This window comes from Dyella sp. 2RAB6, from assembly GCF_052115385.1.
GTDB lineage: Bacteria > Pseudomonadota > Gammaproteobacteria > Xanthomonadales > Rhodanobacteraceae > Dyella_D.
This window is the reverse complement of record NZ_JBFRGP010000012.1, coordinates 113,172-133,860: the sequence shown is the minus strand read 5'-3', so window position 1 is coordinate 133,860 and position 20,689 is coordinate 113,172. Positions and strand designations below refer to the sequence as shown.

Annotated in this window: 20 protein-coding genes and 1 pseudogene; 11 read left to right on the top strand and 10 right to left on the bottom strand. The window is 65.2% G+C overall.

Translation table 11 applies throughout. The annotated features are described in order from the left end of the window. Both AB4083_RS16800 and AB4083_RS16795 read left to right on the top strand, forming a co-directional pair. Positions 1 to 789, top strand: a 789-nt coding sequence (locus AB4083_RS16800; RefSeq protein WP_441609229.1) for a phage terminase large subunit family protein, incomplete at its 5' end; no start/stop codon positions are given. Positions 790 to 791: 2 nt separating this feature from the next. After that, entirely contained in the window at positions 792 to 1,814 is a 1,023-nt protein-coding gene (locus AB4083_RS16795) for a phage portal protein (RefSeq protein ID WP_441609228.1), read from the top strand. Between the two features lie 47 nt (positions 1,815 to 1,861). Here the strand turns inward: AB4083_RS16795 and AB4083_RS16790 are convergent, their stop codons facing one another. Together AB4083_RS16790 and AB4083_RS16785 are read right to left on the bottom strand one after the other, a co-directional pair. Then, positions 1,862 to 2,221, bottom strand: a complete 360-nt coding sequence (locus tag AB4083_RS16790) for a DUF6869 domain-containing protein (protein WP_441609227.1) — start codon at positions 2,219 to 2,221, stop codon at positions 1,862 to 1,864. A 10-nt stretch (positions 2,222 to 2,231) separates the two neighbouring features. Beyond that, on the bottom strand, positions 2,232 to 5,594 hold the full coding sequence (locus tag AB4083_RS16785) for an RHS repeat-associated core domain-containing protein (RefSeq protein WP_441609226.1): 3,363 nt from the start codon (positions 5,592 to 5,594) through the stop codon (positions 2,232 to 2,234). A 114-nt stretch (positions 5,595 to 5,708) separates the two neighbouring features. Between AB4083_RS16785 and AB4083_RS16780 the strand changes: the two genes are divergently transcribed. The 4 genes and pseudogenes from AB4083_RS16780 to AB4083_RS16765 all read left to right on the top strand — a co-directional run. Continuing rightward, a complete protein-coding gene (locus tag AB4083_RS16780) occupies positions 5,709 to 6,386 on the top strand; it encodes a hypothetical protein (RefSeq protein WP_441609225.1) in 678 nt (225 codons plus the stop codon). A gap of 73 nt (positions 6,387 to 6,459) precedes the next feature. Next, a complete protein-coding gene (locus AB4083_RS16775; RefSeq protein ID WP_441609224.1) occupies positions 6,460 to 7,185 on the top strand; it encodes a DUF6683 family protein in 726 nt (241 codons plus the stop codon). Between the two features lie 82 nt (positions 7,186 to 7,267). Further along, positions 7,268 to 7,621, top strand: a complete 354-nt coding sequence (locus AB4083_RS16770; protein WP_441609223.1) for a hypothetical protein — start codon at positions 7,268 to 7,270, stop codon at positions 7,619 to 7,621. A 12-nt stretch (positions 7,622 to 7,633) separates the two neighbouring features. Continuing rightward, positions 7,634 to 7,864, top strand: a pseudogene (locus tag AB4083_RS16765) (GNAT family N-acetyltransferase); the annotation flags it as partial. Between the two features lie 4 nt (positions 7,865 to 7,868). Here AB4083_RS16765 and AB4083_RS16760 read toward each other — a convergent pair. Both AB4083_RS16760 and AB4083_RS16755 read right to left on the bottom strand, forming a co-directional pair. After that, positions 7,869 to 8,528 carry a hypothetical protein gene (locus AB4083_RS16760; protein ID WP_441609222.1) on the bottom strand — a complete coding sequence of 220 codons (660 nt, stop codon included), beginning with the start codon at positions 8,526 to 8,528 and terminating at the stop codon, positions 7,869 to 7,871. Between the two features lie 18 nt (positions 8,529 to 8,546). Continuing rightward, a complete protein-coding gene (locus tag AB4083_RS16755; protein WP_441609221.1) occupies positions 8,547 to 8,795 on the bottom strand; it encodes a hypothetical protein in 249 nt (82 codons plus the stop codon). A gap of 180 nt (positions 8,796 to 8,975) precedes the next feature. Between AB4083_RS16755 and sctU the strand changes: the two genes are divergently transcribed. Next, entirely contained in the window at positions 8,976 to 10,049 is a 1,074-nt protein-coding gene (sctU, locus tag AB4083_RS16750; protein WP_441609220.1) for a type III secretion system export apparatus subunit SctU, read from the top strand. A gap of 14 nt (positions 10,050 to 10,063) precedes the next feature. On the opposite strand, the gene sctT is transcribed toward sctU, so the two are convergent. From sctT to AB4083_RS16720, 6 genes are read right to left on the bottom strand one after another with little or no spacing between them, the layout of a single operon-like run. Beyond that, positions 10,064 to 10,861, bottom strand: coding sequence for a type III secretion system export apparatus subunit SctT (sctT, locus tag AB4083_RS16745; protein ID WP_441609219.1), 798 nt, complete (start codon positions 10,859 to 10,861; stop codon positions 10,064 to 10,066). A 7-nt stretch (positions 10,862 to 10,868) separates the two neighbouring features. Beyond that, the gene (gene sctS, locus AB4083_RS16740) at positions 10,869 to 11,135 is read right to left on the bottom strand and encodes a type III secretion system export apparatus subunit SctS (protein ID WP_441609218.1); all 267 of its coding nucleotides are present in this window, start codon (positions 11,133 to 11,135) and stop codon (positions 10,869 to 10,871) included. 9 nt (positions 11,136 to 11,144) lie between these two features. Further along, on the bottom strand, positions 11,145 to 11,810 hold the full coding sequence (gene sctR, locus AB4083_RS16735; RefSeq protein ID WP_441609217.1) for a type III secretion system export apparatus subunit SctR: 666 nt from the start codon (positions 11,808 to 11,810) through the stop codon (positions 11,145 to 11,147). A 2-nt stretch (positions 11,811 to 11,812) separates the two neighbouring features. After that, positions 11,813 to 12,784, bottom strand: a complete 972-nt coding sequence (locus AB4083_RS16730; protein ID WP_441609216.1) for a FliM/FliN family flagellar motor switch protein — start codon at positions 12,782 to 12,784, stop codon at positions 11,813 to 11,815. A 2-nt stretch (positions 12,785 to 12,786) separates the two neighbouring features. Beyond that, the gene (locus AB4083_RS16725; protein WP_441609215.1) at positions 12,787 to 13,386 is read right to left on the bottom strand and encodes a response regulator transcription factor; all 600 of its coding nucleotides are present in this window, start codon (positions 13,384 to 13,386) and stop codon (positions 12,787 to 12,789) included. Next, entirely contained in the window at positions 13,383 to 14,477 is a 1,095-nt protein-coding gene (locus AB4083_RS16720; protein WP_441609214.1) for a sensor histidine kinase, read from the bottom strand. Before AB4083_RS16720 ends, AB4083_RS16725 begins: the two co-directional genes overlap by 4 nt. A 101-nt stretch (positions 14,478 to 14,578) precedes the next feature. On the opposite strand from AB4083_RS16720, the gene fliO reads away from it, so the two are divergent. The 4 genes from fliO (at position 14,579) to AB4083_RS16700 (ending at position 20,675) form a co-directional block, all read left to right on the top strand. Next, complete coding sequence (gene fliO, locus AB4083_RS16715; RefSeq protein ID WP_441609213.1) at positions 14,579 to 14,911, top strand: flagellar biosynthetic protein FliO; 333 nt, start codon at positions 14,579 to 14,581, stop codon at positions 14,909 to 14,911. A 360-nt stretch (positions 14,912 to 15,271) separates the two neighbouring features. After that, on the top strand, positions 15,272 to 17,341 hold the full coding sequence (sctV, locus tag AB4083_RS16710; RefSeq protein WP_441609212.1) for a type III secretion system export apparatus subunit SctV: 2,070 nt from the start codon (positions 15,272 to 15,274) through the stop codon (positions 17,339 to 17,341). Positions 17,342 to 17,377: 36 nt separating this feature from the next. Further along, the gene (gene sctC / locus AB4083_RS16705) at positions 17,378 to 19,357 is read left to right on the top strand and encodes a type III secretion system outer membrane ring subunit SctC (RefSeq protein WP_441609211.1); all 1,980 of its coding nucleotides are present in this window, start codon (positions 17,378 to 17,380) and stop codon (positions 19,355 to 19,357) included. Positions 19,358 to 19,361: 4 nt separating this feature from the next. Then, the gene (locus AB4083_RS16700) at positions 19,362 to 20,675 is read left to right on the top strand and encodes an FHA domain-containing protein (protein WP_441609210.1); all 1,314 of its coding nucleotides are present in this window, start codon (positions 19,362 to 19,364) and stop codon (positions 20,673 to 20,675) included. Positions 20,676 to 20,689: the final 14 nt, after the last annotated feature.

The window sequence follows — 20,689 nt, the reverse complement described above, 5'->3', positions numbered from 1 at the left end:
GACAAGGTGTGGCGCCAGATCGTCACGATCGAAGACGCCGAGCGCGGCGGCTGCAGCTTGTTCGATATCGACGAGCTACGCACCGAATACACGCCGGACGAGTTCGCCAACCTGCTGATGTGTCAGTTCATCGACGACGGCGACAGCCTATTTACGTTGAAGATGATGCAGGAGGGCATGGTCGACAGCTGGGTGGACTGGTCCGAACTGCAGCCCTTGGCGGCGCGTCCCTTCGGTCATCACCCGGTGTGGGTGGGGTATGACCCGTCGCTGGGGAATGGGGGCGACAGCGCCGGCCTGGTCGTGGTGGCACCGCCGCGTATCCCGGGCGGGAAGTTCCGTGTGCTCGAGCGCCATCGTTTGAAGGGGCTGGATTTCGAGGCGCAGGCGGAGTTCATCCGCAAGATCACCAAGCGCTACCACGTGACCTACATCGGCATCGACTGCACCGGCATCGGTGCGGCCGTGCACCAGTTGGTGGTGCAGTTCTTTCCGCTGGCCAGGAAGTTCGTCTACTCCGTCGAGCTCAAAGCGCAGATGGTGATGAAGGCGCAGCACGTGATCGGCAAGGGCCGTCTCCAGTTCGATGCCGGCTGGACCGACTTCGCCCAGTCGTTCATGGCGATCCGCAAAACCCTGACCGACAGCGGCCGGCACGTGAAGTACACGGCCGGTCGTTCCGAAGAAACCGGCCACGCAGATCTGGCATGGGCCTGCATGCACACCCTGATCAATGAACCGCTGGAAGGCGCCAACGGGCGCAATTCCGGCTTTGTGGAGATGTTCTAACGATGACCGAGATCAACAATACCCCGGCGCGTGCGGAGGCTTTCAGCTTTGGCGATCCCATGCCGGTGCTCGATGGCCGTGACGTGCTCGAGTACATCGAGGCCTGGCGCAATGGGCGGTGGTATGAAACGCCGGTCTCCATGAGCGGGCTCGCGCGATCGTTTCGGTCGACGCCGCATCACTCGAGCGCGATCTACGTGAAGCGCAATATTCTGGTGTCGTGTTTCAAGCCACACAAGCTGCTTAGTCGCGAAGCGTTCTCACGGTGGGCGCTGGATTTCATGGTGTTCGGGAACGGCTATCTCGAGCGGCGCAAGAGTCGCCTGCGCACCACCATGGAACTACAGCCTGCGCTGGCGAAGTACATGCGGCGCGGTGCCGATGACATGGACGTCTATTTTCAGGTGACGGGGTGGAAGGCGGAACACGAGTTCGCCAAGGGCTCGGTCTTCCACTTGATGGAGCCGGACATTCACCAGGAGGTCTATGGCGTACCCGAGTACCTGTCGGCTCTGCAGAGTGCGTGGCTGAATGAAGCAGGCACGCTGTTTCGTCGCAAGTACTACCTCAACGGTTCGCACGCTGGGTACATCCTGTACGTCACTGACGCACTGGCCGACGAAGAGCAGGTGAACGGCATCCGCGACGCGCTGAAGAACAGCAAGGGGCCTGGCAACTTCCGCAACCTGTTTATCTATGCGCCGAACGGCAAGAAGGATGGGTTGCAGCTGATGCCGATCAGCGAGGTGGCGGCCAAGGATGAGTTCTTTAGCATCAAGAACGTCACACGCGATGACGTGTTAGCCGCCCACCGCGTGCCGCCGCAGCTGCTTGGCCTGGTACCTACCGGCACCACCGGATTTGGCTCGGTGGTGCCGGCGGCGCAGGTGTTTGCCATCAACGAACTGCTGCCGTTGATGGCCCGTTTCCGTCAGCTCAACGACTGGATTGGTGAAGAAGTAGTGTCGTTCAACGACTACGCCGCCGCCGAGCTAACTAGTAGCGGCACCATGGTAGGCGGGTAGTTGGTGTGGCTAGCGAGAAATCTCGCGCACCCCTCGCCTGGCGGTAGTTATTTGGAGCTATTTTCAACACGCCTCCAAATATCGTCTGGAGTATCTCGTGGCCATACCATGCCCAGCGCTTTCTTGAAGCTCTCATTCAAACGAGACACCTTCTCGATCTCGCCGATAACAAGAGATCCATTCATAACAATTACATTCTCCAGGGGGCCGGCCGCCACATTTGAAATAACTAGATCGCTGCCATCCGTATCAATTATTTCAATAACAAGCCTTAAGCACTCGAGTGGATCCTCTCGCGCCAGTCGTCCCAACTCCCTTCCTACATTAATTAAGTCTCGAGTCGCCTCACCTTTTTGGTGGGCGTACTGCAACTCGATCCAGCCATTCACCAAAGCTTCTTTCGTCATTTCTTCACCTTTATTTTGGCGCTGGCTGAGTTGGTGGTTGGATTGTAGCCCAGTACCACGCATCATCCGGATAGCTCAGGCATCCCGCTCCGTTAGCTTCCGCAATGACCTCTCTCAGTTCGGCCTGTCTTTGCTCAAACTGCTGGATATGGCCCAGCCAAGACATTTTGCCAGCATACCTAGTGTTATAGAGGTCGAACTTATCCACGCGCATAGCCGCATAACGCGCCTTGATTTCGTTACGTAGACTTATGATTTCATCATAAAATCTTTGACAGGAATTATCTGGGCATTGTTTCTGTTGTAAAGCGACACCCGCGCCTATGCCAGTAGCAATGCCTGCTCCAACAGCTACCGCGGTACCTGCGCTAACACCACCTCCACCTGTCGCCGATGCACCTATTCCAATTCCCGCAGCAGCGCACGCTGCTGCATTTACGGGATTGGCACACTGCGCTACCGAACTGAGCCCGTAGGGATCTATGGTGTTAAGTGGCGAACTAACAACATATGCATATGTTGAAGGGCCACCACCTAGTCCAATCGCATCACTCTGAATATATCGACCTGTAGTTGTTTCGTAGGCGCGATTGATGTTGTCTGCCAGCCCCGACTCAGCGTCGTAGTACTGTCCTGGAAAGCGGAGATTGAAGGCATAGGCCGTTGCAGAAGTGGGTTGCTGCTCCCCAAACGGATTGCTCTGATAACTCCACTGCCAGATAGCAGCTCCAGTCGCATCGGTAACGGCACGCGGCGTGCCAAGTCCATCGGCATGTACATAGCTCACGGTGCTGGTGGTGCCCGCAGTGTCGACGACCGCCACGGGCAAATCATCCAACCAGATGTAGTCGCGATTGATCGTGCCGTACTCGCCAATCAGTTGACTACCTTCGTTATAGGCAAACCGTTGACTAACGCTCTGCGGAAAGGTTGCCGTCTTTGCGACTCGCTGTCCCATGGCGTTGTACGTGTACTGCCCCACTGTCTGGTTATTGAGCTGCACCACCGTCAACCGGTTTCTTCCGTTGTAGCCATACCCGTACGTGTTGCCAGCGACGGCATTACCGGTGGTGTTGCCATTGGCATCGTAGGTGCGTGCACTGGTGCCGATGCTAGTCAACCAATGCGTCCCGCTCTGATAGCCATACGTGCCGGTGGCGAGGCCGCTTGCCGTCTTGCTCAACCGATCCCCGGTCTTGCTGTAGGTGTAGCTCTCGATGGCGTTGCCGTTGGCGTCTTTCAGTCCGGTGAGGCGATACAGCGGATCGTACGCATAGGTTTCGCTGGCCGGATTCACCCCCACGGCATTGCCCAGCGCCGTGATGTTGCCCATCGCATCGCGCGCGAAGTGCAGGTTGAGCACCGGGCTGGTGACGTCGGTCAGTGCGTAGTTGGCGTCGTAGTTGCGTGTAATGGTCTGGCCGTTGCCCAGGGTGTAGCTGGCAATCGGGCCGAACGGCAGGTAGCTGATGTTAGTGACGACGTTGCCAGCCCCGGCGCCGGTGGTGCCGGGCGGCAGCGCGGTGACGCTGCTGATGCGGCCGGCGGCGTCGCGATGGTACTGAATAGACGTGCCGCCCGGCGTGAGCGTGCTGGCGAGGCGGTCGGCCAGGGTGTAGCTATAGGCGGTGGTGTCGGTCTGGGTGCCCTGCGTCTGACGCTTCTGCACCACGTTGCCGCGCGCGTCGTAGCAGTAGGTGGTGCTGACGGCGGTTTCGATCACGCGGGTCAGGCGACCCACCGGGCTGGAGCCCACGCAGCCGGTGACGGCGTCGGGCTCGTCGTAGTGGTAGGCGACGTTGAGCGTAGCGTCGGTGTAGCTCACCGCGGTGAGGCGGTTGAGGGCGTCGTAGGTGCTCGTGCTGACCGTGCCCTTGGCGTCGGTGGTCTGGGTGCGGTTGCCGGCAGCGTCGTAGACATAGCTACTGGTACCGGTATCTGGGCTGTGCACGGCGCCGGCGTTGCCCAGGCCGTCGTAGTCGTAGGTGGTGTTGAGGCCATCGGGATCGCCCACGCCCAGCAGCTGGTCGCGCGCGTCGTAGGCGAACACACTTTGAGTGTTCTGAGTGGCCGTGTCGGTGCCGTTGTAGTTGTCCAGCGTGCTGACCAGCCGGTTGAGGCCGTCGTAGCCCTGCTTGCGCTGGATGCCCAGTGCATCGGCGTTGCGCACCAGGTTGCCGTTGGCGTCGTAGCTATCAGTGAAGCTGGCGTCGAACACCGTGCGGCTCAGGCCATCCTTGAGGCCGGTGAGCTGGCCCAGGGTGTTGTAGGTGCGCGACAGCGAGCGGCGCAGCGTGCCGCCGGTGTCGAAGGTTTCTTCTTTGGTTTTGTTGCCGGCTGCGTCGAGGGTGTAGTGGAGGCGGTTGCCCAGAGCGTCGGTAATATCGGTGAGGCGGTGGGCGGGGTCGTAGGTGTAGGTGACCGTCACGCCGTCCGGGTCGGTAATGGATTGCACCGCCCCATAGGACGTGTAAGTGATGTGCGTGACCGCATTGCCGACCGTACGCGAAGCGAGCCAGCCGCGTGGTGTATAGGCAAGGTCGGTACTGGTCCCGTTGGCGTCGGTGATGCGCGTGACGCGACCATTGGCATCGTAGGAGGCGTAGGTCGTGACATGGCCCAGCGCGTCGGTCACGGTGTGCAGGTCGCCAGCTTGGTAGCAAGCCGCGCCCGGCGTACCGCAGCTCACAGCACTGCTGGTTAGGTAGTAGCTGTAGGTGGCCGTCTGGGTCAGGTCGGTACGCGGGCCGGTCACGCTGAGCGGCAAGCCGATGATCGGACACTGCGTGCTATCCACGGTGTTGCAATAGCTGTAAGTCCAGCGGCGCACCCCGGCTGGAACCGCGCCAGTCGCAGCACAGGTGTAGCTCGCAGCTTGTACGGGATCGATCTCGCAACGGGCTAAGGGTTGCCCAGCAGCGTTGTAGACCCACGATGCTTGCGTAATAGTTTTGCCGGATGCATCGAGCACGCTGCGATTAAGCGGTACACGCAGAGCAGTGTTCCACGCCGTGTTAGTCGTGCGCTGGAGCTGAGTCCCTGAGGCCTCGACGCGACTTTCTTCCAAATGCGAAGTATTGGCGGAATAGACGGTCTTATTGCCGTTGAAGTCTATTGTGCTAGTGAGATCACCAGCCGCGCTGAAGGCATAGCTGGCAAAAAGACCGCAACTCGAACAAGCCGGCCCGCTTACGTTGCCAAGATGATTGACGTTCTGAACCGTTTGAAAGGTGAAACTGCGTGTCGCACCTTGTGCGTCGAGAACAGTCGCCGAGCCATCCGCGTTGTAGGTAACTTGAATCTGGTCCGCAGCGTTCGCGTGGCCGCTATAGGGGATATCCCTATCTAGGGTTCGACCTAGCTGGTCGCTCACCGGCGCCTGCGGATACTTCGCCTACGGCCCGGGGGCGGTCAGCACGGGCGAGGCCAGCGGCGCCGGGAAGGCGCGGCCGTCCATTCCCTTACCCATCGATGCAGAGGAATCGCCATGACGCACGGAATCAGCTTCAACTCGATCGCCAATCCGGCCCTGGACGCGGCGTCCACCTCGCTCAGCGGTGGCTCGTCGCTGGTGCTCCACTCCGCCGTGCGCCAGATCGCCAGCGAGGCCTTGAACAACACGCTGACGCAGCAGTTCGGCCCCACCGGCACCTACGCCAGCGACGCCTTCAACGCTTCGTTCTCCGGCGGCGATACCGCCTCGCTCAGCGGCTGGAACGACAGCGCGCTGCCGCAGGCCACCAATGACGTGATCGCCGCTGCCAACCACCAGGGTCCGAACGGCGCCTATACCGGCGACGCCGACCGCTTCCGCGGCGACCTGCAGGATGCGATGACCAAGGACATCACCGGCATCATCAACAACGAGTCGCTGATGCGCTCGCTGAAGAGCGGCTCGGACAAGGATTCCGACGGCGCCGGCGAGAGCTGGCTGGTGGCGATCGCCAAGGCGATGGGCAAGATGCTCGGCCAGAATGCGCAGCACTTGGTGGATCTCACCAACCAGATGTCGCAGCACACCGGCAAGGACGACGCGCAGGTGTTCCAGCAGCTCAACGCCGAATTCTCCGCGCAGTCGCAGATGTTCGGCATCCTGTCCAACTCCTTCAGCAACTCGATCAAGACCATCGGCGACGGCCTCACCACGCTGGCGCGCAAGAACTGACATAGCGGCTGCACCGGCCGTTCACGCGCGGGGGCTAACATGCCCCCGCGCTGTTTTTGTCGGGAGCCATCGCATGAAACGATCCTTGCCCGCGTTGCTTCTGCTGCTTCTGGCGAGCACGGCGCAGGCGCAGTACGACGCCGGCGCCACGGTGGGCATGGGCCAGGGCTTGGTGCTGAACAATTCGGCGATCGGCTCCAACGTGATGGGCGAGGTGATCCTGAAACAGGGTCAGTCCTCGCACCAAGGCGGCGCCCATGAGCAGGCCAGCGCGACCCATCTCGCGGCCCTGCAATTCCAGTCCTCTTCCGAGGTAAGCCAAGCCGTGCTCGATCGCATCGCGCGGCAATTCGGCGGGCGCCAACCGGACAGCTACCGCCAGGCGCTGGTGCGCGAAGGCATGCTGGCGAAATTCAATGCAATGCTGCAGCAGTACGGCTACAGCAACCATAACGTGGCCGACGCCTTCACCGCGTATCTGGCGATGTCGTGGGAAGTGGTGAACAACCGCAGCATCGGGCAGAACCGCGCCGGCATCGACGCCGTCCGCCACAACCTGCAGCAGGCACTGGCGCGCAATCCGCGCTTCGTCGCCATGCCGGATGCGCAGAAGCAGGAAATGGCGGAGACCTTCGGCTATCTCGCCATGATCGCCTCGTCCACGCGCAACGAACTGCAGCGCAAGAGCGATCCGGCCAGCCTGGCCAAGCTGCAGGATGGCGTGAACGGCACCGCGCAGAAGATGGGCGTGGATCTGCGCGCGATCAAGCTCACGCCGCAAGGCTTCGTTGCGTTGTGATCCATCGGCCTGGGGAAATCCCCAGCTAGTCAGCGTCATGGCTGCGCGTCAGAGTCGCGAGAGATTCGGCGGGGACGCGGCCATGGGCGACACGGCGGAACGGCAAGTCACGGCGAGGCCCGCGGCCCCGGCCGCGAGCGCGGAAGTGGCGCGCAGCCGCCGCATTCGACTGCGCGAGTTGAGCTATGGCGACATCGCCTGGCTCAGCCGTCTATACGCCCAACCGAAAGTGCAGCACATGCTGCTGGACGATAGCCCCACGCGCTTCTTCGAAGTGGCCGCCATGATCGCCTGGGTCAAGCAGGTCTCCGAGAAGCATTCCGGCCTTGGCATCTGGCGCGCCGATTCGTTCGACGGCGAATTCCTCGGCACCTTCTCGCTGATGCCGGTCGAGACTACCGGTGAAGTGCAGATCGGCGCGCGCCTCACCACGTAGGCGTGGGGCCACTGGTATGCGATCGAGGGTGGCCGGTTGCTGTGCCGGCAAGCGTTCGCGGTGCTCGGCCTGCCGAGCGTGGTGGCCTATTTCCATCCCGACAACGAAGTGGTGGCGCACCTGCTGGAGCGGCTTGGCTTCCGCGACACCGCGGCCTGCGAATACGGCGGCAAGCGGGCCCGGCGCTTCGAACTGCTTGCGGCGGATTGGAGTGCGGCCACGGCGACCATCGGCCACGCCTGAGCGCTCAGAGTCGATGCACGATCCAGCCCGGCGGCACCGGCGTGCTGGGCGCGTCGCCCCGCAGCGCGGCGCGCACTACGTCGTCCGGCGTGCTTTCCGGCTTGCGCCAGCGCTGCGCCATGCGGCTGAGGATGTCGCGCGTATCGCGCGTGTAGGTACCTTCCAGTTCGCCGCCGGCATCGCAGCCGAGCTTGCCGGCATACAGCTCGCGCAGTTCGGGGTTGAAATCGAACAGCGTGAGCAGCTTGCGCACGGCGTCGGCGTACAGGGTTTCTTCCAGCATCGGGCGCTGGGTCTGCTGGCAATGCCACACGGTGAGGTATTCGATCGGGCCGAGCAGGCGCCGGCGCGTGTGTGAGCCGGGGCCCGCGCCCTCGCCGCTGGAACCGCCCCAGGCGCTCAACGGGCCGCTGGGCAGATCCATGCGCCGCGCGGCAGCGGCAAGCAGGTCCGCCACCAGTTGCTTGGCGGCGGTGTCCTCGCTCTCCGCGACGATCAGCAGGATCTTCAGGAAAACCGGATACGCCTCATCACCGAGCTGGCGCACCACGCGCTTGGCCAGCGCCAGGCGCAGTTCGACCGAGGGTTCCTGTTGCAGCGCGCCGATCAGCCGCCGCGTGGTTTCCAGCAGCGGTGCGGCGAAGGGTTGCAGTTGGGCGCTCATGCGGGCGCTCGCGCCGGCTCAGCCGAGCGGGGCGAGGATGTGGCCGACCAGTTGGTCCAGATGCACACCGCCGCCCGGCAGCGCCGTATCGGCGCCGCCGAGCAGGCGTTCCGCTGCGCTGCTGCCGGCCCATACGTCCAGGCCCAGCAGCTGGTTGCCGTGGCTCGCCGGCAGGCGTTGCGCCAGGCCCTGGACGGCCAGCGCATGCAGGCCGCCGACCTCGAGGGACGGCGCTAGCGAACGCGACTGGAGTTCGGAAAGGCTCATGGCACCCGGTGTGGATTCGATGCTTGGCATCAGTCTAAGTCTCGCTTGAGCGCTGAATTAGCTGGGGTAATCCCTAGGTGGCCGGCGGCACCGGGCCTGTCCACACTGGCGTCCTGGTCACGGTGAAAGCCCAACGCCGGGGCGTAGCATCGGTTGACCGCAACAGGCGCGAGCGGACTCATGGCCGGACAGAACAAGGACAGCGGTGACCGCACCGAAAAACCGACGCCCAAGCGCTTGCGCGACGCCCGCAAGGACGGTGACGTCCACAAGAGCCGCGAGCTGACCAGCACGGTGCTGGTGCTGGCCTGGCTGCTGATGGTGATGCTGGGCATGCCCCTGATCCGCGCTCGCCTCAGCGGATTGTTCGACACCACCCTGCTCGGCCTCAATCAGCCATTTGGCCAGGCGCTGCACACGGTGGGGCTGGCCACGCTGGAAGCCTTCCTGTGGCTCACTCTGCCCTTCCTGCTCGGCGCGGTGGCGGTCGGCGTGATGGTGGAATTCCTGCAGGTGGGGCCGGTCTTCGCGCCCAAGAAGCTCAAGCCGGACGCCAGCCGGCTCAATCCGGCCGAGGGCATCAAGCGGCTGTTCTCGCAGGAGAACCTGGTCGAGGTGATCAAGGCCATCGCCAAGAGCGGCCTGCTGATCGGGCTGTTCGCCTGGGTGCTGTACAGCTTGATCGGCCAGTTCGCGCAGTTGCCGCAGGCGCCGCCGGAGATGCTGGGCGAGGCGCACTGGATCGCGGTGAAGCGCCTGGCGACGGGGGTGATCTTCGTGTTCTTTTTCGTGTCGGTGCTGGATGCGTTCTACCAGCGCTATGCCTTCACCAAGAAGATGAAGATGAGCCGCCGCGACATCAAGCAGGAGCTGAAGGACAACGAAGGCGACCCGATGGTCAAGGGCCGCCGCCGCCAGCTGCATCAGGAATGGGCGCAGCAGAACACCCTGGCCGGCGTGCGCAGCGCCAGCGTGGTGGTGACCAATCCCACCCACCTGGCGATCGCCATCCGCTACGAGCAGGGCAAGGACGACCTGCCGCTGATCGTGGCCAAGGGCGAGGACCACGAGGCCGCGCTGATCCGGCAGGCCGCCGAGGAAGCCGGCGTGCCGATCATGCGCAACGTCACGCTGGCGCGCGGCCTGTACGAGAAAGTGGAAGTGGACGAATTCCTGCCGTCCGATTTCTTCGAGGCGGTGGCCGAACTGCTGCGCTGGGCCGAATCGATCCGCGAGTCGCGCGATGGGAAATAGGCCTGCGCGAGTAACTACAGAATCGACTGCAGCGCCTTCAGCAGCCCGCGGTTCTCGTACAGCTTGCGCATCACCACTTCCACCATCGCGCCCAGCGCCAGCAGCAGCACCCAGGTCGACATCCACGCCTTGATCGGCATCGCCAGCGCAAACACGTTCAACTGCTGCGCATAGCGGTTGACCAGCCCCAGCGCCAGATCCACCAGCGACATCACCACCAGCGCCGGCGCCGACAGCACCAGCACGGCGGTCATCAGGTAATTGAACTGGCCGACAAAGAACTCCATGCCGCCGGCCTTCAGCGGCGGCAGCATGCTCGCCACCGGCCACAGCGCATAGCTGGACATCAGCAGGTCCAGGAACACGGTGAACGCGCCGCTGGTCATGAACAGCCACGTCGCCAGCTGCATCAGGAACACGCTGGTCAGCGTGCTCTGCTGGCCGGCGATCGGGTCCATGTCCATCGACATCGACGAACCGGCCTTGGTGTCGATCACCGCACCGGCCGCACCCAGCGCCCAGAACACCATGCCGAAGCAGAAGCCGATCAGCAGGCCGATAAACACTTCCTTGCCCAGTACGCCGATCCAGTTGACGCCGGTCATCACCGTCATGCCCGGGCTGGCGGCCGCGGCAAGTGGATAAGCCAGGATCGCCAGGCTCACATAGAAACTGTTGCGCACCAGCGACGGCACCGTCTCCGCGGTCATCAGCGGCAGCACCAGGAAGGCCGCGACGATGCGCGGCAAAGTCAGCGCCACGCCGGTGAGCTGGTCGCCCAGGTATTGGACGGAAAACGCGTCCCCCGTCATCGCGCGCTCAATGCAGCATGCCGGGGAAGCCGCTGAACAGGCGGTCGGCGAACTTGAACAGCGTGCCGCCCAGCATCGCCGCCGTGCCCAGCAGCGCCAGCACCACCACCAGGAATTTCACCGCGTAGGGGAAGGTCTGCTCCTGGATCTGCGTGGCCGCCTGCAGGAACGCCACCAGCAGGCCGGCGATGGCCGCGGCCAGGATCGGCGGCGCGGACAACACCAGCACCAGCCACAAGGCTTCGCGGGCAAGCTGGATTTCCTGGTCGTACATGCCGGCCTCCTATTGATAGGTCATGACCAAGCCGTGGATCAGCTTGGCCCAGCCGCTGAGCAGCACGAACAGCAATAACTTGAACGGCAGCGACACCATGGTCGGCGACAGCATCATCATGCCCATCGCCAACAGGATGTTGGACACCACCAGGTCGATCACCAGGAACGGCAAGAAGATCAGGAAGCCGATCTGGAACGCCTGGGTGAGCTCGCTCACCGTGAACGCCGGCACGATCACCAGGTAATCCTCGTTGCTGAGGTCGGTCTGGCGATCCGCCGGCAGCAGGCGCTTGGCGCTGGCCAGGAAGAAACCGCGCTCGCTCTCGTTGCCGTGCTTGATCAGGAAGCGTCGCAGCGGCTCCTTGCCCGATTGCACCAGCTGGCCGAGTTTTTCCATGGTCATCGGCCCGGGCGCCTGCGTGCTCATCTGGGTCTGCACGTCGCGGTAGCTGTCGGACATCACCGGATTCATCACATAGATCGACAGGATGATCGCCAAGCCGTTGATCACCACGTTCGGCGGCACCTGCTGCAGCCCCAGCGCGTTGCGCAGCAGGCTCAGCACCACCACGATCTTGGTGAACGAGGTGACCATCACCGCGACGAACGGCGCCATCGCCAGCGCCACCACCATGGTGATGACGAGCGCTGGCGAAAAATTATTGAAATCCATGTTCAGTCCCTTTGCGCGATACGTACGCCCAGCCAGTCGCCCAGCCGCACCACTGTGCCTTCGCCATAGCGCCGTCCGCCAAACATGATCCCGACGGTGGCGCCGATCAGTGCGCCGTCGACCTGCAGCGCGCTGCCCGGGCGCAGTGCGCCGAGGTCGTCGAGGCTCATGCTCAGGCGCGTCAGCAGGAACAGCGGCCGCGTCGCTTCATTGCCGGCCGTCAGCAAAGGGCGCTGCGAGATCTGCCATTCGCCCTGGCGCCGCTGCACCGGCCAGCCTTCGGGCAGGCCGAATACATGGCGTGCGCTTTCGTCGTCCGGCTGCAGTCGCGCCTCGCAATCCGCTTCGTGGCCGACGACCAGCACGTCGCCGGGCGCCAGCGCGGCCGCGGTGGCCGCATCGAGCGTGTGACCGGGCACGACCAGCCGTACGGACAGCGAGACGGCATCGCCGATCAAGGCAGGCGAGGACGGGTCCTGCCGCCATTCGGTACGCGCCGCGAGCGCACGCAGGTCGGCTTCGGCCAGGCCGACCCAGCCGCTGACCGTGCCGCCGTCGTGTTCCTGCCACAGCAGCCGGAGCCAGAGCTTGTCGCGCTCGCCGCCGATCGGCAGGAAAGCGGCGGGCAAGGCGTCCTGGCCCAGCAGCGCACCGAGCGCGGCGACCATGGACTCATGCGACAGCGACCACGCCAGCAGGCGCGCCTCGCCGTCGTAGTCCTGCCAGCGCGCATCGCCCAGCGGGCTCTCGCCGCGCTCCTGTTCCAGTGCCAGCCAGCACGAGCCATACGCGTGATCCAGCCGCAGGCAGGGCAGGCCGGCGGCATGGCGCTGGCCGCGTCCGGCTTGCAGGGTGAGCACGCCGACCGCGTCGGCATAAGCCAGCGCGTTGCCGCGCGACAGCAGTGCGCGGGCGGCGGCGAGCAGGCCCTCGCCAGGCGGGGGAAGGGCCGGTACGGCCTCCATGGCGACCATGCTCAAGCCTGGCCCAGTACGGCGCGGGTCAGTTCGACCACGTTGTGCGCGCCGAGCTTGGCCATCAGGTTGGCGCGGTGCAGTTCGACGGTCTTGGGGCTGATCTTCAGGTCGTCGGCGATCACCTTGTTGAGCTTGCCGCTCATGATCCCGTCCAGCACCTGCCGCTCGCGCCGGGTCAGGTTGGCCAGTGCGCCGGAGGCCGCTTGCGGCGCATGCGCCGACAGCGCGGACTGGATCGCCTCGATCAGCAGCGGCGCGTCGAACGGCTTCTCGATGAAATTGGCCGCGCCATGGCGCATCGCATCCACCGCCAGCGGCACGTCGCCATGGCCGGTGACGAAGATCACCGGTAGCGCGAGTCCGCGATGCGCCAGCTCGCTCTGCAATTCCAGCCCGCTCATGCCGGGCATGCGGATATCGCTCACCACGCAGCTGCGCGCCGGTGGTGGCGTACGGGTGAGTTCCTTCAACAGTGCCTCCGCGCTGCAAAACGCCTGCACCTCGAAGCCGGTCTGCTCGAGGATCCACACGCAGGAGTCGCGAAACTCCTGGTGGTCGTCCACCAGGTAGATGCGGGTGCCATGGTTGGCCGATGTCATGCAACGTTCCCTCGTGGCACGGTGAACGCCATGGCGCAGCCGCCGTGCCCTTCCGGGTTCGGTTCGGCGAACAGACGTCCCTCGTGGTACTCGACGATCGAGCGGCAGATGGCCAGGCCGATGCCCAGTCCGTCGGGCTTGGTGGTGTACAGCGGGGTGAACAGCCGTTGCATGTCGGCGGCGCCGAGGCCGCAGCCCTGGTCGACCACGCGGATCTCGACCATGCCGTCGTAGTCGACCCGCGCGGTGACGCGGATGTCGCGCCGCGCCGGCGGTGTCTCGCGCATCGCCTCGATCGCGTTCTTGATCAGGTTCAGCAGCACCTGCTCGATCATCACGCGGTCGGCGAAGATCGGCGGCAGGTCCGCCGGCAGCGCGTCGACGATGGCGACCTGGAACTGTTCGGCTTCCAGCCGCAACAGCTCGATCACGCCATGCACCAGCGCGTGCGCGTCGAGGTTCTGCCGATGCGGTTCGCGGCTGCGCACGAACTCGCGGATGCTGCCGATGATCTGCGCCGCACGCTCGGCCTGGCGCTTGGCCAGGCGGATGCCCTGCAGCAGGTGGCCGGATGCCGGCGCTTCGCCCGCAAGCTGCTCGCAGCCGCTCAAGTAGTTCACCGCCGCGGCCAGCGGCTGGTTCAGCTCATGCGCCAGCGTGGTGGCCATCTCGCCCACGCTCATCATGCGCGAGGTGGACAGCAGCTGCTCGTGCTGCGCCTGGTGCCGGCGCAGCAGGTCGATGCACTCGCTGATGTTGGTGATGAACAAGGCTTCGCCCGGCGCGCCGATGGTCGGCTGGCCGTCGTCCATGCGGTACCAGCGCCGGGTCTGCGCGGCGTAGTAGATCGGCTTGCCGCCCTGGCCGCCGGTGCGTTCGAACGCGGCATCGAAGTGTTCGCGCGCGGGCGCGCTATCGAACTGGGGGAACTCGTCGCGGAAGGCGGCGTTGCATGCGAGCGGCTTGCCGTCGTGCCGGTCGAACACGATGCACGGCCACGGTACGGCGTCGATCCATGCATATCCCTGCGCTGCGTCGGCGGCCGCGTTCCGTGCGGGCGTCGGCTTGCGGTGAATCCGGGTCACAGGCATCGTGACGATCCTTGATCGATCAGGTGTGTCGCGCTTTCGTCCCCCTGACGAATGACACGGTGGGCAGGTTTATTTGTATTTTTTGGAATGGGAATAATGCCATGAAGAGATTACTTAGCAACGTCATGGCCGGATTAACTTGGCCATCGGTCGCATTTGCAACCGATTCACCGGAAGGCGGCAGCCTATGGATCGGCCTTTTATTACCGCTGATAGCGGTGTGCGCGGCCCTGCTGGCATGGTTGTGGTGGCTGCGCAAGGGCCAAGCGTTACGTGGGCCCGGCGGTCCGCTGAAGGTGGTTCAGGCCGTTGCCGTAGGCGCCCGCGAGCGCGTGGTGGTGGTGGACGCGGCCGAACGCAGGCTGGTGCTCGGCGTCACTGCGCAGCGGGTGGAGCTGATCGCCGAATTACGGCGAGATGACACCGTCAAATAGCGTGATCAATATCACGCAAACAGTGTGATTCGGAAAAAACTTTCGATTATGTGTGTGTCGTGAATTTCATTTTCACGAAGGTGAATTCTAAAACCTAGGGTTTTCCCTAGGTACCGATTTTCAGGGGCGCTGTGTAGGTTGCCACTTCACCGAGCGCCGACAGGGGGCGTGAGGCTGAAGTGGATCGCGCCGTGAGAGCGCGGCGGCATCGGCATCGGCAACGGCAGTGGAAAGGGCGTTTCCATTCGCTCAATGGACGAGTGTGTCCGCTAGCCGGAGTGGTGTGCGTGGTCAGCGTGGCGAGGCCAATCAGGTTGCCAGCACAGCGAGTCGCCGCCGGTCCCGCCGCAGCGGTGCGCCATGGCGCTTGAAGCGATCCTTTCGCGGCTGGCGCCCGGCGCCGGCGGCTCGCGCAGCTATAGCGACCTGGTGCTGGTCGCCGGCGTGGTGGCGATCATCGGTTTGATGATCTTGCCGCTGCCGATGATCGCGATCGACGCCCTGGTGGCGCTCAACATGCTGATCGGCGTCGGCCTGCTGCTGCTCGCCATCTATATCCCCGCCCCCGTCGCGTTCTCCAGCTTCCCCAGCGTGCTGCTGCTGACCACGCTGTTCCGCCTGGCGCTGTCGATCGCCATCACGCGCTCGATCCTGCTCAATGCCGACGGCGGCCACATCATCGACACCTTCGGCAACATGGTGGTGGGCGGCAACCTGATCGTGGGCCTGGTGGTGTTCCTGATCATCACGGTGGTGCAGTTCATCGTGGTGGCCAAGGGCGCCGAGCGCGTCGCCGAAGTGGCGGCCCGCTTCTCGCTGGATGCCATGCCCGGCAAGCAGCTGTCGATCGACTCCGACCTGCGCTCGGGCCTGCTCGAAAAAGACGAGGCGCGCCGCCGCCGGCGCCTGCTGGAGATCGAAAGCCAGCTGCACGGCTCGCTCGACGGCGCCATGAAGTTCGTCAAGGGCGACGCCATCGCCGGCATCGTGATCATCGTGATCAACCTGCTCGGCGGCCTGGGCGTGGGCGTGATGATGCACGGCATGAGCGTGGGCGATGCCGTCCACACCTATAGCGTGCTGACCATCGGCGACGGCCTGGTCGCGCAGATCCCGGCCCTGCTCGCCTCGATCTCCGCCGGCCTGATCGTCACCCGCACCGCGGGCGACGAGGAAGACCGCAACCTCGGCGCGATCATCGCGCGGCAGATCTCCGGCGAGCCGCGGGTGGCCATGATCATCGGCTGCATCGCGCTGGGCATGATGCTGGTGCCGGGCTTCCCCGCGCTGGTGTTCCTGCCGCTGGGCCTGGCCCTGGTCGGCATCGCCTCCTGGCGCATGCGCGAGCGGGTGGGCTTCCTGCGCCGGCTGTTCAAGGTGCCGGAAAGCCAGGCCGAACTGCTGCCGCCCGACGTTGCCGACAGCGACGTGCTGCTGCCTTCGGCGCCGCTGATGCTGGAAGTGCATATGTCGGCGCTGCAGGCGCTGGGCAGCAACCAGGTGCGCAACGTGCTGCGCCAGGTCGTGGGCGGCTTGCGCGAGGACTACGGCGTGCCGCTGCCGAAGCCCGCGCTGCGCGCCGGCCTGCACCTGCCCGAGCAGGGCTATGCGCTGTATGCCTACGGCGTGCGCATTGCGCATGGCGCGCTGCGTCCCGGCCAGCTGTTCCTGCCCGGCCGCACCGCGCTGCCGCCCGCGCCCGCCGCGGAAACCGGCGCGCTGGCGCCAGAAGGCGTGAATGGTTTCCCCGGCCGCTGGCTGCCGCGCGACGGCGCGCGCCAGGCCAAGGCGCTGGAAGCGCCGCAGGTGTTGCACGAACACATCCGGCTGTCGCTGGAGCGGCATCTGTCGCTGTTCGTCGGCATCCAGGAAACCTCCAACCTGTCCAACGGACTCAGCCGCGACTACCCGGACCTGGTGCGCGAAATGCTGCGCGTGGTCTCGCCGCAGCGCGTGGCCGAAGTGCTCAAGCGGCTGGTCGAGGAACGCGTGCCGATCCGCCAGCTGCGCGACGTGTTCGAAGCGATCACCGACGCGGCCAGCCGCGAGAAGGACATCGTGCTGGTCGCCGAATACGTACGCATGGCGCTGCGCCGCCACCTCAGCTACCGCTACGCCGACGACAACCACGTGCTGCGCGTGCTGGTCGCGCGCCCGGAGCTGGAAGAACGCCTGCGCCGCTCGGTGCACACCGGCCCGGCCGGCACCCAGCTGGCGGTCGAGCCGGATCTCGCCGCGCGCCTGCTGGCGCAGGTCGGCGAGCACGCGCGCGGCGAGCACGGCAGCGCGATGGTGCTGCTCAGCTCGATGGACGTGCGCCGCCACCTGCGCAAGCTCACCGAGGCCGAGTACGCCGACATCCCGGTGCTTTCTTATCAGGAACTGGTACCCGACCTGCGTCTGGTGCCGGTGGGACAACTGGCCGTCTGACGGCCGCCACATTCGACAGGCAAGGAATCCGTAGCGATGGGTTATGACAGGGGCAGGAAGATGGGCACGGGCACCCGGCGGGCACTGGCCTGCACGGCGCTGCTCGGCCTGATGCTGTACGCCGCGCTGGCGCAGGCGGCCGCGATTCCGTTCAAGAAGAGCAGCACCGAGATCCAGACCGACAAGACGCTGCGCGAGATGCTGCCGGACTTCTTCCACGACCAGGGCCTGGAAGTGGTGCTGAGCCCGCAGGTCGCCGCGCGCAACGGCACGCTCAATGGCGCCTTCAAGGGCACCTATGCGCAGGTGTGGCGCCGCATCGCCGACACCAACGGGCTGCTGGCGTACTGGGACGGTTCGGCCGTCTACGTCTATCTCGATTCGGAGCGCGTCACCGACTACACCAGCGTGCCGCTGCCGCTGGAGCAGCAGTTCATCTCCGCCATGAGCAGCGTGAACTGGGCCGACGCCGCCACCGGCAACGTGTGGAAGCTCGAACCCAGCACCGGATTGGTCAGCATCACCGGCAGCAAGCGCTTCGCCGAGCAGGTCAAGCAGATGTCGCTGACCATCGCGGGCCTGGGCCAGCGCGAGACCACCCGCTTCAAGTTTTATCCGCTGAAGTACGCCTGGGCCTCGGACACCACCATGAACCTGGGCAACCGCCAGGTGACGGTGCCGGGCGTGGCCAGCGTGCTGCGCGCGCTGGTCAGCGATCCCGCCAGCTACGGCCAGTTCAACGGCGCCAGCGAGCGGCTGGCCTCGGCGCGCCAGCGCGGCCTGCGCGGGCAGGGCCTGGCCGGCCAGGGGCAACAGCCGCCGCCGCCGCTGGGTAACTACACGGTGCCGCCGCAGCAGGACGACGACGGTCTCGCTCCACCTGCCGCCCAGCTGGCGCCGACCGCCCAGCGCGGCGGCGTGGAAGCCATCGCCGGCAGCGGCGACACGCGCATCGTCGCCGACAGCTTCCGCAACGCGATCATCGTGCGCGACACCGCGGACCGCCTGCCGATGTACGACGAGCTGATCAGCCAGCTCGACGTGCAGCCGCAGATGGTCGAGATCGAAGCGACCATCATCGACGTCGACAAGACCAAGGCCCGCCAGCTCGGCATCAACTGGTTCTACCGCAACCACCGCACCACGGTGGGCTTCATGAGCGGCAACCAGACCCCGGCCGAGGCGCTCTACAACAAGGGCCTGCTGCTGGCGGCGCTGGGCCTGGGCGATACCAGCGGCTTGCCGCCGCTGTTCAACAACGGTTTCCAGATCGGCACGATCCTGGGCAATCCGGCCAAGTTCGTGGCGAACATCAATGCGCTGGAAGACGACGGCGTCACGCACGTGGTCACCCGCCCGCAGGTGATCACAATGAACGACACCGAGGCGGTGATCCAGAGCAACCAGTCGGTCTACGTGCCGGTCTCCGGCGCCTACAACTCCGACCTCTACAACGTCACCGCCGGCACCACGCTGCGGGTCACCCCGCACCTGGTAATGGAGGAGGGCGCGCCGCGCATCCGCATGATGGTGCAGATCGAGGACGGCAACATCACCTACTCGGCCAAGGACGCGCAGGACATCTCGTATCCCATCGTCAGCCAGAACGCGGTCAACACGCAGGCGGTGATCCAGGACGGCCAGGGCCTGCTGCTCGGCGGCCTGGTGCAGGACCAGACGCAGAACAACGAGCACAAGATTCCGCTGCTCGGCGACATCCCCGTGCTGGGCTATTTGTTCAAGACGGTGCAGAAGCAGCGCGCGCATACCGAGCGCCTGTTCCTGATCACGCCGCGCCTGGTCTTGCTCAATCGCATCAACGGCCAGCAGACGCCCAGCTCGCCGCAGGTGAGCATGGAAAGCCAGGAGCAGCTGGACAAGCAGCAGGCCAGCCGCGAGGCCTGGTGGAACCACAAGAAGAGCCAGGTCACGCAGCCGGCGCCGTTGCCGGTGATCGTGCAGCAACCGCCGCAGGCGGCGCCGGTTCCTGCGCCCAAGCAGCGTCCCCCGGAGTAATGCCATGAGCGCCCTGCCCGCCACCCGCCAACGCCCCAGCCAGCCGCCCAAGGTGCAGCTGGCCTTGCGCGTGTTCAGCGGGCTGCATGCGGGGGCGGAGCTGCGCCTGCCGCAGCGGGGCATCCTGATGATCGGGCAGGCCGACGACTGCGATCTGATCCTCAACGACAGCGGCATCGCCAACCATCACTGCGTGCTGACCGTGGTCGGCGACCAGGTGCTGCTGCGCGCGATGGACGGCGAAGTGGAAACTCACGACGGCCGCATCGCGGTCGGCGAGAACGTCAGCCTCGAACACTTCGCCCTGGTCGGCCTGGGCGACGTGCAGTTCGCGGTCGGCCCGCATTGGAGCGAGCGCTGGCAAAGCCTGGCCGGCGTGGGCGGCGATGCCTTGCCCGCGCTGACCGAGCGCCAGTTGGCCGGCCGCCGCCGCGGCGTACTGGCCTTGGCCGGCCTGCTGCTGGCAGTCGCCGCGCTGGTGCTGGCCGGCAGCTGGAAGGTCACGCATCCGCCGGTGACGGTGCGCGCGGCGAGCATGTCCGACCAGCTCGAACGCGTGCGCGCCGTGCTGCACGGACTCTCGCTGCGCCATGTCAGCGCCGCGGCCGGCGAAGGCGGGCATGTGGTGTTGCGCGGCCTGGTCGGCAATGCCGCGCAGCTGCCACAGCTCAAGCGCAAGCTGTCCGAAGCGGGCCTGACCACCGAGCTGACGGTGCGCGACTGGCCCAGCGTGGAGAAGCAGGTCAACGACATCTTCGCCATGCATGGCTACACGGTGCAGACCCGGCTGCTCGACCAGGGCGGCGTGGAAGTCGGCGGCCACTTCGGCGATATCGCCAAGGCCGACAAGGTGAAGAAGGACGTGCTCGGCTCGGCCGACATGCAGAGCCTCAACGCCGATGCACTGGGCCTGGCCCTGGCGCTGAAGAACTACGACGAACACGCGCCCGATCCGGTCAAGCCCGATCCGGGCAAGCGCATCCGCCACGTGGTCGGCGGGCGCGAGCCTTATCTCGTGACGCGCGACGAGTCGCGCTACTACGTGGGCAACAAGCTGCCGCAGGGCGGCGTGTTCCTCGCCGTGAGCGCGGAGGGAACCATCCTCCTGCGCATGCCGGACAACCGCTACATGCAATTGGACAAGGCCGACGACTACCAGACCCCGCAGCCGCTGGACGAAGCGACTGCGACGGTACTGCTGCCGCCGGCCGTGCCGGAGTCCGCCGCTTCCGCGGCGGCGCCGGTACCGGAGCCGCCCGCCATTCCCGCCAAGGTCGTCGCCATCGGTGCGAAGACCCCGGCCGGCGGTGGGCGTTGAAGCGAGCAGTGTCA